The organism is Enterobacter sp. ENT03, from assembly GCF_019218745.1.
Classification (GTDB): Bacteria; Pseudomonadota; Gammaproteobacteria; order Enterobacterales; family Enterobacteriaceae; genus Enterobacter_D.
In genome coordinates this window covers 138,024-152,984 of the sequence record NZ_JAHUXA010000002.1, presented here as the reverse complement: position 1 = coordinate 152,984, position 14,961 = coordinate 138,024, and the positions used below count along the sequence as shown (strand labels likewise).

Annotated in this window: 15 protein-coding genes; 2 read left to right on the top strand and 13 right to left on the bottom strand. The window is 57.8% G+C overall.

Translation table 11 applies throughout. The features are described from left to right. The first annotated feature begins 228 nt into the window (after positions 1-228). Together mutS and KW828_RS05625 are read left to right on the top strand one after the other, a co-directional pair. The gene (gene mutS / locus KW828_RS05630; protein WP_218335643.1) at positions 229-2,790 is read left to right on the top strand and encodes a DNA mismatch repair protein MutS; all 2,562 of its coding nucleotides are present in this window, start codon (positions 229-231) and stop codon (positions 2,788-2,790) included. A 237-nt stretch (positions 2,791-3,027) separates the two neighbouring features. Then, positions 3,028-3,456, top strand: coding sequence for an OsmC family protein (locus KW828_RS05625; RefSeq protein ID WP_218335486.1), 429 nt, complete (start codon positions 3,028-3,030; stop codon positions 3,454-3,456). 81 nt (positions 3,457-3,537) lie between these two features. Here KW828_RS05625 and rpoS read toward each other — a convergent pair whose 3' ends face one another. From rpoS to cysG, 13 genes are all read right to left on the bottom strand, one after another. Then, the gene (gene rpoS / locus KW828_RS05620; protein ID WP_072569984.1) at positions 3,538-4,530 is read right to left on the bottom strand and encodes an RNA polymerase sigma factor RpoS; all 993 of its coding nucleotides are present in this window, start codon (positions 4,528-4,530) and stop codon (positions 3,538-3,540) included. Between the two features lie 122 nt (positions 4,531-4,652). Next, complete coding sequence (gene nlpD, locus KW828_RS05615) at positions 4,653-5,792, bottom strand: murein hydrolase activator NlpD (RefSeq protein ID WP_218335485.1); 1,140 nt, start codon at positions 5,790-5,792, stop codon at positions 4,653-4,655. Positions 5,793-5,908: 116 nt separating this feature from the next. Further along, positions 5,909-6,535 carry a protein-L-isoaspartate(D-aspartate) O-methyltransferase gene (locus tag KW828_RS05610; RefSeq protein WP_218335484.1) on the bottom strand — a complete coding sequence of 209 codons (627 nt, stop codon included), beginning with the start codon at positions 6,533-6,535 and terminating at the stop codon, positions 5,909-5,911. After that, positions 6,529-7,290: a 5'/3'-nucleotidase SurE gene (surE, locus tag KW828_RS05605; RefSeq protein ID WP_088221472.1), complete on the bottom strand. Its 762-nt coding sequence runs from the start codon at positions 7,288-7,290 to the stop codon at positions 6,529-6,531. Before surE ends, KW828_RS05610 begins: the two co-directional genes overlap by 7 nt. Then, positions 7,271-8,320 (bottom strand): tRNA pseudouridine(13) synthase TruD, encoded by a 1,050-nt coding sequence (gene truD, locus KW828_RS05600; protein WP_218335483.1) that lies wholly within the window; start codon positions 8,318-8,320, stop codon positions 7,271-7,273. Before truD ends, surE begins: the two co-directional genes overlap by 20 nt. After that, the gene (gene ispF / locus KW828_RS05595) at positions 8,317-8,796 is read right to left on the bottom strand and encodes a 2-C-methyl-D-erythritol 2,4-cyclodiphosphate synthase (protein ID WP_218335482.1); all 480 of its coding nucleotides are present in this window, start codon (positions 8,794-8,796) and stop codon (positions 8,317-8,319) included. The genes truD and ispF overlap by 4 nt, the downstream gene beginning before the upstream one ends. Further along, positions 8,796-9,506, bottom strand: a complete 711-nt coding sequence (ispD, locus tag KW828_RS05590) for a 2-C-methyl-D-erythritol 4-phosphate cytidylyltransferase (RefSeq protein ID WP_218335481.1) — start codon at positions 9,504-9,506, stop codon at positions 8,796-8,798. The genes ispF and ispD overlap by 1 nt, the downstream gene beginning before the upstream one ends. 20 nt (positions 9,507-9,526) lie before the next feature. After that, the gene (gene ftsB / locus KW828_RS05585; RefSeq protein WP_072569977.1) at positions 9,527-9,838 is read right to left on the bottom strand and encodes a cell division protein FtsB; all 312 of its coding nucleotides are present in this window, start codon (positions 9,836-9,838) and stop codon (positions 9,527-9,529) included. A 170-nt stretch (positions 9,839-10,008) separates the two neighbouring features. Beyond that, complete coding sequence (locus KW828_RS05580) at positions 10,009-10,332, bottom strand: DUF3561 family protein (protein ID WP_218335480.1); 324 nt, start codon at positions 10,330-10,332, stop codon at positions 10,009-10,011. 48 nt (positions 10,333-10,380) lie between these two features. Next, positions 10,381-10,986: an adenylyl-sulfate kinase gene (gene cysC / locus KW828_RS05575; protein ID WP_218335479.1), complete on the bottom strand. Its 606-nt coding sequence runs from the start codon at positions 10,984-10,986 to the stop codon at positions 10,381-10,383. After that, on the bottom strand, positions 10,986-12,413 hold the full coding sequence (gene cysN, locus KW828_RS05570; protein ID WP_218335478.1) for a sulfate adenylyltransferase subunit CysN: 1,428 nt from the start codon (positions 12,411-12,413) through the stop codon (positions 10,986-10,988). The genes cysC and cysN overlap by 1 nt, the downstream gene beginning before the upstream one ends. Positions 12,414-12,422: 9 nt before the next feature. Further along, positions 12,423-13,331, bottom strand: a complete 909-nt coding sequence (gene cysD, locus KW828_RS05565; RefSeq protein WP_218335477.1) for a sulfate adenylyltransferase subunit CysD — start codon at positions 13,329-13,331, stop codon at positions 12,423-12,425. A 9-nt stretch (positions 13,332-13,340) separates the two neighbouring features. Continuing rightward, entirely contained in the window at positions 13,341-14,756 is a 1,416-nt protein-coding gene (gene cysG / locus KW828_RS05560; RefSeq protein ID WP_218335476.1) for a siroheme synthase CysG, read from the bottom strand. Positions 14,757-14,961 lie beyond the last annotated feature (205 nt).

Sequence of the window (14,961 nt, the reverse complement as noted above, 5' to 3'; positions counted from 1 at the left end):
GACACGTAAACCACGATCTTCGCCAATATCATCGCTATCTTTGTCGCCTGACTTCACCATTTCTATCGCTTTAAACGACAGTGCCTTTGCCTGTGGTTTTCCTGCCTTGCAGACTCCGTTATCATGCTCGCTACGCCTTTATCAACCAGACCGATTCCGGTGAGACGCATAAAAAATAATAAACCTCACTAACTCATTAAAATTTAAGAACATGGACATCAGATGCCAATGAGTACAGCAGAGAATTTCGACGCCCACACCCCAATGATGCAGCAGTACCTCAAGCTCAAGGCGCAGCATCCGGATATTTTGTTGTTTTACCGCATGGGCGACTTCTATGAGCTGTTTTACGACGATGCCAAACGCGCGTCGCAGCTGATGGATATTTCACTCACCAAACGCGGCGCATCGGCGGGCGAGCCGATCCCGATGGCGGGCATCCCGCATCACGCGGTGGAAAACTATTTATCGAAGCTGGTCAGCCTCGGCGAATCGGTGGCGATTTGCGAACAGATCGGCGATCCGGCCACCAGCAAAGGCCCGGTGGAGCGCAAAGTGGTGCGCATCGTTACGCCGGGCACCATCAGCGACGAAGCGCTGTTGCAGGAACGCCAGGACAACCTGCTCGCCGCCATCTGGCAGGACAATAAAGGCTTTGGTTATGCGACGCTGGACATCAGTTCCGGGCGTTTTCGCGTCAGCGAGCCGGCCGATCGGGAAACCATGGCGGCAGAGTTGCAGCGCACCAATCCGGCAGAGCTGCTGTATGCCGAAGACTTTGCCGAGACATCGCTCATTGAGGGTCGTCGCGGTCTGCGCCGTCGTCCGCTGTGGGAGTTCGAAATCGACACTGCGCGCCAGCAGCTGAATTTACAGTTTGGCACCCGCGATCTGATTGGTTTCGGCGTGGAAAACGCGCCGCGCGGCCTGTGTGCGGCGGGCTGTCTGTTGCAGTATGTCAAAGACACCCAGCGTACCTCGCTGCCGCATATCCGCTCAATCACCATGGATCGCCAGCAGGACAGCATCATTATGGATGCCGCTACGCGCCGCAATCTGGAGATCACCCAGAACCTGGCCGGGGGGTTCGAAAACACGCTGGCGTCGGTACTCGACTGTACCGTCACGCCGATGGGCAGCCGGATGCTTAAACGCTGGCTGCATATGCCGGTGCGCGACACTGCGGTGCTGATCGAACGTCAGCAGACCATTGGCGCGTTACAGGAGCTGACGTCTGAGTTGCAGCCGGTGCTACGGCAGGTAGGCGATCTGGAGCGTATTCTGGCGCGTCTGGCGCTGCGCACCGCCCGTCCACGCGATCTGGCGCGTATGCGTCACGCGTTCCAGCAGTTGCCGATCCTGCGTGAACAACTGGCTGACATTGACAGCAAGCCCGTGCAGCAACTGCGTGAAAAAATGGGCGAGTTCAGCGAACTGCGCGAGCTGCTGCAGCGGGCGATTATTGACGCGCCGCCAGTGCTGGTGCGCGACGGTGGCGTGATCGCGCCGGGTTATAACGCCGAGCTGGACGAGTGGCGTGGGCTGGCGGATGGCGCGACGGATTATCTGGATAAACTGGAAATTCGTGAGCGTGAAAAACTTGGGCTGGATACGCTGAAAGTCGGCTATAACGGCGTGCACGGCTACTTTATTCAGATCAGCCGTGGGCAGAGCCATCTGGCACCGATCCATTACGTGCGCCGCCAGACGTTAAAGAACGCCGAGCGCTACATCATTCCTGAACTGAAGGAATATGAAGACAAGGTACTGACCTCGAAAGGCAAAGCGCTGGCGCTGGAAAAGCAGCTGTATGAAGAGCTGTTCGATCTGCTGATGCCGCATCTGGGGGATCTGCAACAGAGCGCTGCGGCGCTGGCGGAGCTGGACGTGCTGGTTAACCTCGCCGAGCGCGCTGACACGCTTAATTACAGTTGCCCGACCTTCTCCGATAAACCGGGGATCCGCATCGTCGAGGGGCGTCACCCGGTGGTCGAACAGGTATTGAACGAGCCGTTCATCGCCAACCCGCTGTCGCTGTCACCCCAGCGTCGGATGCTGATCATCACCGGTCCGAACATGGGCGGTAAGAGTACCTATATGCGCCAGACGGCGCTGATCACCCTGCTGGCCTATATTGGCAGCTACGTGCCGGCGCAAAAAGTAGAGATTGGCCCCATCGACCGCATCTTTACCCGCGTGGGCGCGGCGGACGATCTGGCATCCGGTCGCTCGACCTTTATGGTGGAAATGACCGAAACCGCCAATATTCTGCACAATGCTACCGAGAACAGCCTGGTGCTGATGGATGAGATCGGGCGCGGCACCTCCACCTATGACGGCCTGTCCCTGGCCTGGGCCTGTGCGGAAAATCTGGCGAATCGCATTAAAGCGCTGACCCTGTTTGCCACCCACTATTTCGAGCTGACGCAGTTGCCGGAAAAAATGGAAGGCGTGGCAAATGTGCATCTGGATGCGCTGGAGCACGGCGACACCATTGCGTTTATGCACAGCGTGCAGGACGGGGCGGCCAGTAAGAGCTACGGCCTGGCGGTAGCAGCGCTGGCGGGCGTGCCGAAAGAGGTGATCAAGCGGGCGCGCCAGAAGCTGCGCGAGCTGGAAAGCATCACGCCGAACGCGGCGGCCACCCAGGTGGACGGGACGCAGATGTCACTGCTGGCACCGGCGGAAGAAACCAGCCCGGCGGTAGAAGCGCTGGAGGCGCTCGATCCGGATACGCTGACGCCGCGTCAGGCGCTGGAGTGGATTTATCGCCTGAAGAGTCTGGTCTGACCCTTCTGCCCGGCGGCGCAGGCTTGCCGGGCCTACATTTGTCTGACGCCCCCGCCCGGCGGCACTTGCTTGCCGGGCCTATATTTCTCTGACGCCCTTGCCCGGTGGCTCTTGCTTGCCAGGCCTGCGATTCCCCGTCCAGACCTGCACTTCTTCGTAGTATTCCGAGTTCCGGGGCAAGCCCTGTCTCAGCTTCTATACTTGTTACTTCATTCAGCAACAAAATGGAGTAAATACATGACCATTCATAAGAAAGGGCAGGCACACTGGGAAGGCGACATTAAGCGCGGTAAAGGCACCATTTCCACCGAAAGCGGCGCACTGAAGCAGCAGCCTTACGGTTTTAATACTCGTTTTGAAGGCGCAGCCGGGACTAACCCGGAAGAGCTGATTGGCGCGGCCCACGCAGGGTGTTTCTCCATGGCGCTGTCGTTAATGCTGGGCGAAGCTGGCTTTACGCCGGAAAGCATCGACACCACGGCGGATGTGTCGCTGGATCAGGTTGATGGCGGCTTTAAAATCACCAAAATTGCGCTCACCAGTACGGTGAAACTGCCGGGGATCGAGAAAGAGCAGTTTGATCCGATCATCCAGAAAGCGAAAGCCGGTTGCCCGGTGTCTCAGCTGTTCAACGCTGAAATCACGCTGGATTATACGCTGAACTAAGGCGTGTGTTCCGCCCGTTCCCTGGGGAACGGGCAAAGAAAAAGGCCAGTCCTCTGACTGGCCTTTTTTGTGCGGAATAGATTATTCGCGGAACAGTGCTTCGATGTTCAGCCCCTGCGCTTGCAGGATTTCACGCAGACGACGCAGACCTTCTACCTGAATCTGGCGGACACGTTCACGCGTCAGACCAATTTCACGACCTACATCTTCGAGCGTTGCGGCTTCATAACCCAGCAGACCGAAACGACGTGCCAGCACTTCACGCTGTTTGGCGTTCAGTTCGAACAGCCATTTGACGATGCTTTGTTTCATGTCATCGTCCTGCGTGGTGTCTTCCGGGCCGTTTTCTTTCTCATCGGCCAGGATGTCCAGCAGCGCTTTTTCGGAATCGCCACCCAGCGGGGTGTCTACCGAGGTAATGCGCTCGTTGAGGCGCAGCATACGGCTGACATCATCAACAGGCTTATCGAGCTGTTCTGCAATTTCTTCTGCACTCGGTTCGTGGTCCAGCTTATGGGACAACTCGCGAGCGGTACGCAGATAGACATTCAGCTCTTTAACAATGTGGATTGGCAGTCGAATCGTACGGGTTTGATTCATGATCGCCCGTTCGATGGTCTGACGGATCCACCAGGTGGCATAAGTAGAGAAACGGAACCCACGTTCTGGGTCAAACTTCTCTACCGCGCGGATCAGGCCGAGGTTACCCTCTTCGATCAGATCCAGCAGCGCCAGTCCACGATTGCTGTAGCGGCGGGCGATTTTCACCACCAGACGCAGGTTACTTTCAATCATTCGACGGCGAGAGGAAATATCCCCACGCAGCGCGCGTCGTGCGAAATAAACTTCTTCTTCAGCAGTTAACAGCGGAGAGTAACCAATTTCTCCAAGGTATAACTGAGTCGCGTCCAGCACACGTTGCGTGGCGCCCTGCGATAACAGTTCCTCTTCTGCCAGGTCGTTATCACTGGGTTCCTCTTCATTCAAGGCTTTCTCGTCGAAAACCTCAACTCCGTTCTCATCAAATTCCGCGTCTTCATTTAGATCATGAACTTTCAGCGTATTCTGACTCATAAGGTGGCTCCTACCCGTGATCCCTGGACAAAGTATTAACGTCACTGTTTGTTTTATTTCCCGACAGCACGGTTACGCGCGCTGTCGGGACGAAACAAGAGTGAGCCAATGACTCTGCCAAATTATCGCTGCGGCAAATAACGCAGCGGGTTGACGGATTTCCCCTTGTAACGAATTTCAAAATGTAAGCGTGTAGAACTGGTTCCGGTGCTACCCATGGTAGCTATCTTCTGCCCCGCCCTGATTTCTTGTTGTTCCCGGACCAGCATCGTATCGTTATGGGCGTAGGCACTCAGGTAATCATCGTTATGTTTAATGATGATTAAATTACCGTAACCGCGCAGTGCGTTGCCGGCATATACAACGCGTCCATCAGCGGTCGCGGTAATAGCCTGCCCTTTGCTGCCTGCAATATCAACACCTTTATTCCCACCCTCGGTGGCAGAGAAGTTGTCGATAACTTTGCCTTCAGTCGGCCAGCGCCAGGTCGTTATTGGGGCGCTGGTGGAAGCACTGCTGGCGGTCGGTTCGGTAGTGGTAGCAGATGGCACCGTGACAGGCGCTGGGACAGTCGTCGCAGGCTTGTTGTTCGGCAACATCTTGTTATCACTTTGTTCACCTGAGTCCTCAGAATACGTAATTGTCGGTTTCGGTGCAACCACCACGGTGGAATTTTGTGCAGGCGGCGTGACGATACCTTGCGCGGACGCATCCGCCTGCGTAATAGCATTTCCACCCGTAATAGGGGTACCCGACGCATTGCCCACCTGCAGCACCTGGCCGACATTCAGGCCGTACGGGGCCGCGACGTTGTTTCGCTGCGCCAGGTCCCTGAAATCGTTCCCGGTGATCCAGGCGATATAAAACAGCGTGTCGCCCTTTTTAACGGTGTACGTACTGCCGCCGGTATAGCTTCCTTTCGGAATGTTCCCATACTTACGGTTGTACACAATTTTGCCGTTTTCCGTCTGCACTGGCTGTTCTGCCATCGGCTGAACGGGCGCAGTTTGCACGGGCATCGGCTGAATAGCGGGCGTTTGCACTGGCTGGATGGGTTGCGTTTGCTGCGCCTGCGACCCCATTTTGGGCGGCGGCGTGATTAACATTCCGGAACCTGAACTGGAGCTGGACGCGCTGTTACCGCCAACCGAACTGACCGGCGCGGGCGCGTTATCCGAGCTTGAGCAGCCTGCAAGCCAAAGCGATACCAGTGATAATGCCGCGAGGCGACTTACGGTGAATTTTGGGCTTCCCGTGCTCATTTATCCTCCAGGAATGTGTTAACTGTCAGTGACTTAATGATGACCGTGGCGGTCATTTGCAAATGAGCTACACCCTACGCGGATATGGGCTGAAATCCCTCAGACAATTCCAGGAATCAGGCCAGTTCCCCTTTCACAAGCGGAACAAAGCGTACGGCCTCCACGGTATCGATGATAAATTCGCTTCCCCGACGACGCACCCGCTTAAGTTGCTGGTGTTCGTCTCCCACAGGTAAAACGAGAATCCCGCCTTCATCCAGCTGCGACATCAGCGCCACAGGGATTTCCGGCGGTGCAGCCGTCACAATGATGGCATCGAAGGGCGCACGTGCCTGCCACCCTTCCCAGCCATCGCCATGGCGGGTGGAAACATTATGTAAATCGAGCTGTTTGAGCCGTCGCCGCGCCTGCCATTGCAGACTTTTGATGCGTTCGACAGAACAGACATGATGCACCAGATGGGCGAGGATCGCCGTCTGGTAGCCCGAACCGGTGCCGATTTCCAGCACCCGCGACTCCGGCGTCAGCTCGAGCAGCTCGGTCATGCGCGCCACCATATAAGGCTGCGAAATAGTTTGCCCCTGTCCGATGGGCAGCGCGACGTTTTCCCACGCCTTGTGTTCAAACGCCTCATCAATGAATTTTTCTCGCGGCACCTGCGCCAGCGCGTCAAGCACCGCCTCGCTACGGATCCCCTGCTGGCGTAACTGTTCCAGCAGCGCCTGGATGCGTTTTGTTACCATTGCGTATTCACCCCGGCGCGCTCCAGCCAGCCGCTGACCACGTCCTGAGCGCTGTACGCGGTGAGATCCACATGCAGCGGCGTCACCGACACATAGCCCTCGTCAACGGCGGCAAAATCAGTGTCCGGTCCGGCGTCGTGTTTTTCCCCCGGTGGACCAATCCAGTAAAGCATATTGCCGCGCGGATCTTCCTGCGGGATCACTTTATCCGCCGGATGGCGAGTGCCACAGCGCGTTACGCGAATACCTTTGATTTCACTGAGCGGCAGATCCGGAACATTGATATTCAGAATGCGTCCGGTGCGCAGCGGTTCGCGGCTTAGTGCGCGCAGGATAGAACAGGTCACAGCGGCGGCGGTGTCGTAATGCTGATAGCCGTTAAGGGACACCGCCAGCGCCGGAAAACCAAGATGACGCCCTTCCATGGCGGCAGCGACGGTGCCGGAGTAGATCACATCGTCGCCCAGATTAGCCCCGGCGTTAATGCCCGACACCACGACATCCGGGCGCGGGCGCATCAGGGCGTTGACGCCCAGATAAACGCAGTCGGTAGGCGTACCCATCTGCACAGCAATGTCGCCGTTTTCATGGGTAAAAGTACGTAGTGAAGATTCGAGGGTCAGCGAGTTAGACGCGCCACTGCGGTTACGATCGGGCGCGACGACCTGTACATCGGCAAATTCCCGCAAGGCCTTCGCCAGCGCCTGAATGCCTGGCGCATGGATCCCGTCATCGTTACTCAGCAATATTCGCATAATCACCCGATGTGTTGATAAGTTCCCTTACCACGCTGGTGGCAAAACTACCTGCCGGTAGCCAGAAACGTAACTCGACGGTTGCGTCATCCCACCAGTTCCAGCTTAACTGTTGCACGTTGAGCAGCATCGCGCGGCGCGCCGCCTCGACCTTTTCGCGCAACAGCAAGGATTGTAATTCCGGGGCATCGGCACTCGCCGCCTGCTCAAACGCCAGCGCCTCGCGCTGCGTTCCCCAGTCACCACTCCCCGGCAGCGCGGCCGTGATCATCAGCTCGTGGTTGTCGACGCGGGTCTGTAATTCCGCCTGTTCTTCGACGGTGGCGACAAACCAGCTTCCGCGCCCGGCTAATTGTAGCGCATCGCCGTCAACAACTTGATTAAAGTCTGTTTTTTTCAGGCGCTCGCTGACAATCTGATTAAACAACGCGCTGCGGGCCGCCGACAACATAAAACTGCGTTTATTGCGATCGCGCACCGGCGCATTGCTTTGCGCCCAGCGCAGCGCGCCGTGCAGGTTGCTGCCGCCCAGACCAAAGCGCTGTGCGCCAAAATAGTTCGGCACGCCTTTTACCGCGATAGCGTGCAGACGTGACTCCACCTCCGCGCGATCGCTGATGTCGCGCAGCACCAGCGTAAACTGGTTGCCGCGCAGCGCACCTAAACGCAGCTTACGCTTGTGGCGCGCATATTCCAGCACCTTGCAGCCGTCCAGCTGAAAGAGGCTCAGATCCGGCATACCGTTGCCCGGTACGCGCGCGCACAGCCACTGTTCCGTCACTGCGTGCTTATCTTTTTGCCCGGCGAAGCTCACTTCACGGGCGGGAATTTTCAGGAACTTAGCCAGTTCATCAGCCACCGCGCGGGTATTGCAGCCGGTTTTCTGAATGCGCACCAGAATATGCTCGCCTTCACCGTCTGGCTCAAAACCTAAGTCTTCCACCACCACAAAATCTTCCGGGCTGACTTTCAGCGCGCCGGAGGCCTGGGGTTTGCCATGCAGAAAGGTCAGGTCGTCGAAGGCAATCATTTTGCCGCCCTGACTAACAGCGCCACCGCTTCACAGGCGATGCCTTCGCCACGCCCGGTAAAACCAAGTTTTTCGGTGGTGGTGGCTTTGACGTTCACATCGTCCATATGGCAGCCGAGATCTTCCGCGATAAACACGCGCATCTGCGGGATATGCGGCAGCATTTTCGGCGCCTGGGCGATAATAGTCACATCGACGTTGCCGAGCGTAAACCCTTTCGCCTGAATACGTCGCCAGGCTTCGCGCAGCAGCTCGCGGCTGTCAGCGCCTTTGAACGCCGGGTCGGTATCCGGGAACAGCTTGCCGATGTCACCGAGCGCCGCCGCGCCCAGCAGGGCATCGGTCAGCGCATGCAGCGCCACGTCGCCATCGGAGTGGGCCAGCAGACCTTTTTCGAAAGGAATGCGCACGCCGCCAACAATAATCGGGCCTTCGCCGCCAAAGGCGTGTACGTCAAAACCGTGTCCAATACGCATTATGCCATCTCCTTTCCGGTCATTCGGGTGAGGTAAAATTCTGCCAGCGCCAGATCTTCCGGTCGCGTGACTTTGATGTTATCCGCGCGGCCGCTGACCAGCACCGGGTGATAGCCGCAATGCTCCAGCGCCGAGGCTTCGTCGGTGATGGTCGCGCCGTCGTTTAAGGCGCGCTGCAGGCAGTCGTGGAGGAGTTCACGCGGGAAAAACTGGGGCGTCAGCGCATGCCAGAGATCGTTACGATCTACCGTATGCGCCACGGCGGCGATGCCAGGCTCGCTGCGCTTCATGGTGTCGCGCACCGGGGCGGCGAGAATACCGCCCACGCGGCTGGTGTCGCTGAGCGCCAGCAGACGGGCAAGATCGTCCTGATGCAGACAAGGGCGCGCGGCGTCATGGACCAGCACCCAGGGCGCATCGCCCGCGGCCTTAAGCCCCGCCAGCACGGAGTCAGCCCGCTCGGCACCGCCGTCAACGACGGTCACCTGCGGATGATCCGCCAGCGGTAACTGCGCAAAGCGCTCGTCGCCGGGGCTGATGGCAATGATCACCCTTGCCACGCGCGGATTCGCCAGCAGCGCATCCACCGCGTGTTCGAGGATCGTTTTATTGCCAACTGAGAGATACTGCTTAGGACATTCCGTTTGCATGCGGCGGCCAAATCCGGCGGCCGGCACCACGGCACATACGTCCGGAATTATTGCTGCCATGTCGTAAACCTGGGCTTCGCTTATCGATTATTTTGCAGTGACCCTGGCGTGCGTTTAGACGCATCCGGCACCAGACGGTAAAAGGTTTCGCCTGGTCGGGTCATACTGAGTTCGTTACGTGCGCGCTCTTCAATCGCTTCCTGGCCGCCATTGAGGTCGTCAATTTCGGCGAAAAGCTGATCGTTGCGTGCTTTAAGTTTGGCGTTTGTTATCTGCTGCGCGGCCACATCGTCGTTGACACGGCTGAAGTCATGCAGGCCATTTTTGCCGAACCACAGTGAATACTGTAGCCAGACCAGCAGTGCCAGCAACAGCAGCGTTAATTTACCCATCGTGCCCCCTGAAAATCGGCATCATCATCCCATAACTTGCGCGCAGACTCCACACTAAGCCGATACCGCGTCATCGCGGCCAAATGTAGCACTATTTACGGGCGGGCGCACAGGTGTGCATTCCTGACACATTACCTTATCGAGCGTTACGCATTGAAGTATGGCCGGGGTTAGCCCATCAGCCACATAAATAACGCGCCAAACATCGTCGCCACGATAATGACCGTCGCAAGGCAGCTGTAACGCAGCTTGCCGCCGAGCAGCGAATGCACGGCGATGCCCACCACCACGGCGACGGGCATCAGCGCCAGAAAGAACGGCCAGGTATACAGAAAAAAGAACAGCGTATTCGGGCCATAAAGCAGAAAGGGTATGCCGAGCGCCAACAACCATGACACAAAGCCAACGAGTGCTCCGGGAAATGACCAGGTCGTTTCCTCGCTGGCGGCGACGGTCTCGGACCGTGACAAATAGATGTTCTGGCTATTGCGCATAGTGGATCCTGTAACCTGACTGTCCGCGAAAGCAACCCCGAACATGTCTTAGGATCTGATAATATCGCCCTGTCTCAGCAGGTCTAATAATTGACCCACTAAATTTGTTACCAATTGTTCACCATCAAGATGCACATCCGGCGTTTCAGGCGCTTCGTAAACCGAATCGATACCGGTAAAGTGACGCAGCTCCCCGGCACGGGCTTTCTTATACAGTCCTTTGGGATCGCGCGCTTCGCAGATCGCCAGCGGCGTATCGACAAACACCTCAATAAACCGCCCTTCCCCGACGCGCTCGCGCACCATTTCCCGCTCCGCGCGGTGCGGAGAGATAAACGCCGTCAATACGACCAGTCCCGCATCGACCATCAGACGCGCCACTTCCCCGACGCGACGGATGTTCTCTTTACGATCGTCATCACTGAAGCCCAAATCGCTGCACAGCCCGTGCCGCACGTTATCGCCGTCGAGCAAATAAGTGCTGACGCCAAGCCCGTGCAGCGCCTCTTCCAGCGCCCCGGCAACGGTCGATTTACCTGAGCCAGACAGCCCGGTAAACCACAGCACAACCCCACGGTGACCGTGGAGCTGCTCGCGTTGCCCGGCGGTTACCGGATGTGGATGCCAGACGACGTTTTCATCGTGCTGCGCCATTATTTGCCTCCCAGCAAATCACGCGCGCCCCAGTGCGGGAAGTGTTTACGCACCAGTGCGTTCAGTTCCAGCTCAAAAGCGCTGAACTGTGACGGCACATGGCTCGCCTGCTCGTTCGGCTCGCGTACCATGCCTGCGCCCACGGTCACGTTGGTCAGGCGATCGATAAGGATCATGCCGCCGGTAACCGGGTTTTCCTGGTATTTATCCAGCACCAGCGGTTCGTCAAAGGTAAGATCCACCAGCCCAATACCGTTCAGCGGCAGGTTATCCACTTGATTGTGTTCCAGGGTGTTGATGTTCACCTGATAGTGAATGCCATCCACACGCGCACGGGTTTTCTTGCCGGCGATTTTGATGTCGTAGCTCTGGCCCGGCGTCAGCGGCTGCTCCGCCATCCACACCACGTCCACCGATGCGCTCTGCACCGCTTTCAGCCCGTCCTGCGCATCGAGCAGTAAATCGCCGCGGCTGATGTCGATTTCGTCTTTCAGTACCAGCGTGACCGCTTCCCCAGCCCCGGCCTGTTGCAGATCGCCATCAAAGGTGACGATACGCGCCACCGTTGATTCCACGCCCGACGGCAGCACTTTAATGCGCTGGCCGACAGTGACGCTACCGGACGCAATGGTGCCGGAGAAACCACGAAAATCGAGATTCGGGCGGTTCACGTACTGCACCGGGAAACGCATCGGCTGCGTCTCCACCACGCGCTGGATCTCAACGGTTTCCAGCACTTCCAGCAGCGTCGGGCCGCTGTACCACGGCATGTTGCTGCTCTGGCTCGCCACGTTATCGCCTTCCAGCGCCGACAGCGGCACAAAACGAATGTCGAGGCTGCCCGGCAGCTGTTCGGCGAAGGTCAGATAGTCTTCGCGGATCTGATTGAATTTCGCTTCGCTGAATTCCACCAGATCCATTTTGTTCACCGCTACTACCAGATGGCGGATCCCCAGCAGCGTCGAGATAAAGCTATGACGACGGGTCTGATCGAGCACGCCTTTACGCGCATCCATCAGCAGGATCGCCAGATCGCAGGTGGACGCGCCGGTCGCCATGTTGCGGGTGTACTGCTCGTGGCCCGGCGTGTCGGCGATAATAAATTTACGCTTCTCGGTGGAGAAATAGCGATACGCCACGTCGATAGTAATCCCCTGCTCGCGCTCGGCCTGCAAGCCATCCACCAGCAGCGCCAGGTCCAGCTTCTCGCCCTGCGTGCCGTGACGCTTGCTGTCGTTATGCAGCGATGAAAGCTGATCTTCATAAATCTGGCGGGTATCGTGCAGCAAACGGCCAATCAGTGTGCTTTTACCGTCATCAACGCTGCCGCAGGTCAGAAACCGCAGCAGGCTTTTATGCTGTTGCGCGTGCAGGTAAGCTTCCACGCCACCTTCACTGGCAATTTGTTGTGCAATAGTCGTATTCATGGCGGCTCCTTAGAAATAACCCTGGCGTTTCTTCAGCTCCATGGAGCCGGCCTGGTCGCGGTCAATCACGCGGCCCTGTCGTTCGCTGGTGGTGGACACCAGCATCTCTTCGATGATTTCTGGCAGCGTTTGCGCGTCAGACTCCACCGCGCCGGTCAGCGGCCAGCAGCCGAGAGTACGGAAGCGCACCATGCGCTGTTCGATCTTCTCGCCCGGTTGCAGGTCGATGCGATCGTCATCGATCATCATCAGCATGCCGTCACGCTCCAGCACCGGGCGCTCTGCGGCCAGGTACAGCGGTACGATTTCAATATTTTCGAGGAAGATGTACTGCCAGATGTCCAGCTCGGTCCAGTTGGAGAGCGGGAACACGCGAATGCTTTCGCCTTTGTTGATCTGGCCGTTGTAGTTGTGCCACAGCTCCGGGCGCTGGTTTTTCGGATCCCAGCGGTGGAAACGGTCGCGGAACGAGTAAATACGCTCTTTGGCGCGGGATTTCTCTTCGTCACGGCGCGCGCCGCCGAAGGCCGCATCAAAACCGTATTTGTTCAGCGCCTGCTTCAGCCCTTCGGTTTTCATGATGTCGGTGTGTTTACCGCTGCCATGCACGAACGGATTAATCCCCATCGCCACGCCTTCCGGGTTTTTATGCACCAGCAGCTCGCAGCCGTAGGCTTTAGCAGTGCGGTCACGGAATTCATACATCTCGCGGAATTTCCAGCCAGTATCCACATGCAACAGCGGGAACGGCAACGTGCCGGGATAAAACGCTTTGCGCGCCAGATGCAGCATCACGCTGGAGTCTTTGCCGATGGAATACATCATCACCGGATTGCCAAATTCTGCCGCCACCTCGCGAATAATATGGATGCTTTCCGCCTCCAGTTGTCGCAGGTGAGTGAGTCGTTTTTGATCCATAACCGTTCCTTAAGCCAGATTTACCACGGAGTTATCAAAAGATCCCGTGCCTGTAGAGTGTTGAAACCAGGCGAGCGCATCGCGTAACTGCACCACTTCGCCCACCACCAGCAGCGCTGGCATCGGGGCGTTTAGCGCCAGGTTCTCTAGTTGTTCTAATGTGCCGGTTTTGACCTGCTGATCGCGTCGCGTGCCGCGCGAAATCACCGCCACCGGCGTCGCTTTATCGCGACCGTGCAAAATAAGCTGCTGGCTGATTTCCGCCGCTTTCATGGTGCCCATGTATACCGCCAGCGTCTGACGGCTCTGCGCCAGCTGCGACCAGTCAAACGGCGCGCTGTCGGCTTTGTAATGGCCGGTCACAAAGGTCACGCTCTGGGCAAAATCACGGTGCGTAAGCGGAATACCGGCATAGGCCGTTGCGCCGGAAGCGGCAGTGACGCCAGGCACCACCTGGAAGGGCACACCCGCTGCGGCGGCGGCCTGTAGCTCTTCGCCACCGCGACCAAAAATAAAGGGATCGCCGCCTTTCAGGCGCACCACGGTTTTGCCTGCCCGCGCTTCGTCAATCAGCATCTGATTGGTTTCATGCTGCGGCACGGCATGACCGCCCGCGCGTTTACCGACGCAGATTTTGTCGGCATCGCGCCGGGTCAGCTCCAGCACCTCATCGCTGACCAGATGGTCATAAAACACCACGTCTGCCTGCTGAATAACCTGCAAACCGCGCAGCGTCAGCAGCCCGGCATCGCCTGGCCCGGCGCCCACCAGAATAATTTCTCCGCGCGAACGGTCCGGGGCAGCCAGCGCCTCTGCCAGCACGGCTTGCGCCGCCTGCTCGTTTCCGGCCGCCATCAGGCTGGCGAAACGCCCGCGAAAGGCCGCTTCCCAGAAGCGACGGCGGGCGTCTGTCGTTTTACGCAAGGCTTTGATGCGCTCGCGCCACTGTCCGGCAATATCCGCCATGCGGCCTAAATTTCCCGGCAGCAGCGCTTCAATTTTTTCCCGCAGCAGACGCGCCAGCACCGGGGCATTACCGCCAGAGGAGATCGCCACCACTATCGGGCTGCGGTCAACAATCGACGGGAAGATAAAGGAGCACAGCGGCTGGTCATCCACCACGTTCACCAGCCGGTGACGGGCGTCGGCAGCGTCAAAGACGCGACGATTGAGCGCGCAATCGCTGGTAGCGGCGATGACCAGAAAAACGGCGTCGAGCTGGGTTTCATCGAACTCGGTGGCCAGCCAGACCAGCGCCTGTTCATCAGCCAGACGCTGCACCTCGCCGCCCAGTTCGCGGGCGACAACCTGCACTTTCGCGCCCGCGCGTAATAAGAACGCGATCTTACGGGCAGCGATCTCGCCGCCGCCAATAACCAGTACGGGTCGGTTTTTTACCGCAGCAAAAATGGGCAGGTGATCCACAAGGCAACAGCTCGCTAACAATCAGGAATAAGGGGACTATAGGGGGCGGTGGTAAGCGAATGAAATTACGAATTGGAATGAGTAGTTCCGCAAAGGAATAACGGTCTGAAAAAGCAAATATCAAAAAGTGCTTAACGCCAGAAAATTCGTGCGTTTAGGCGGAATTCAAATTGTGTAAGGCCGATCACAGTTTCATACTAAGCCC

Excerpts from the sequence above, each read along its gene's own strand:
- mutS (WP_218335643.1), top strand. The coding sequence starts at position 229 with ATGAGTACAGCAGAGAATTTCGACGCCCACACCCCAATGATGCAGCAG.
- KW828_RS05625 (WP_218335486.1), top strand. The coding sequence starts at position 3,028 with ATGACCATTCATAAGAAAGGGCAGGCACACTGGGAAGGCGACATTAAG.
- rpoS (WP_072569984.1), bottom strand. The coding sequence starts at position 4,530 with ATGAGTCAGAATACGCTGAAAGTTCATGATCTAAATGAAGACGCGGAA.
- nlpD (WP_218335485.1), bottom strand. The coding sequence starts at position 5,792 with ATGAGCACGGGAAGCCCAAAATTCACCGTAAGTCGCCTCGCGGCATTA.
- KW828_RS05610 (WP_218335484.1), bottom strand. The coding sequence starts at position 6,535 with ATGGTAACAAAACGCATCCAGGCGCTGCTGGAACAGTTACGCCAGCAG.
- surE (WP_088221472.1), bottom strand. The coding sequence starts at position 7,290 with ATGCGAATATTGCTGAGTAACGATGACGGGATCCATGCGCCAGGCATT.
- truD (WP_218335483.1), bottom strand. The coding sequence starts at position 8,320 with ATGATTGCCTTCGACGACCTGACCTTTCTGCATGGCAAACCCCAGGCC.
- ispF (WP_218335482.1), bottom strand. The coding sequence starts at position 8,796 with ATGCGTATTGGACACGGTTTTGACGTACACGCCTTTGGCGGCGAAGGC.
- ispD (WP_218335481.1), bottom strand. The coding sequence starts at position 9,506 with ATGGCAGCAATAATTCCGGACGTATGTGCCGTGGTGCCGGCCGCCGGA.
- ftsB (WP_072569977.1), bottom strand. The coding sequence starts at position 9,838 with ATGGGTAAATTAACGCTGCTGTTGCTGGCACTGCTGGTCTGGCTACAG.
- KW828_RS05580 (WP_218335480.1), bottom strand. The coding sequence starts at position 10,332 with ATGCGCAATAGCCAGAACATCTATTTGTCACGGTCCGAGACCGTCGCC.
- cysC (WP_218335479.1), bottom strand. The coding sequence starts at position 10,986 with ATGGCGCAGCACGATGAAAACGTCGTCTGGCATCCACATCCGGTAACC.
- cysN (WP_218335478.1), bottom strand. The coding sequence starts at position 12,413 with ATGAATACGACTATTGCACAACAAATTGCCAGTGAAGGTGGCGTGGAA.
- cysD (WP_218335477.1), bottom strand. The coding sequence starts at position 13,331 with ATGGATCAAAAACGACTCACTCACCTGCGACAACTGGAGGCGGAAAGC.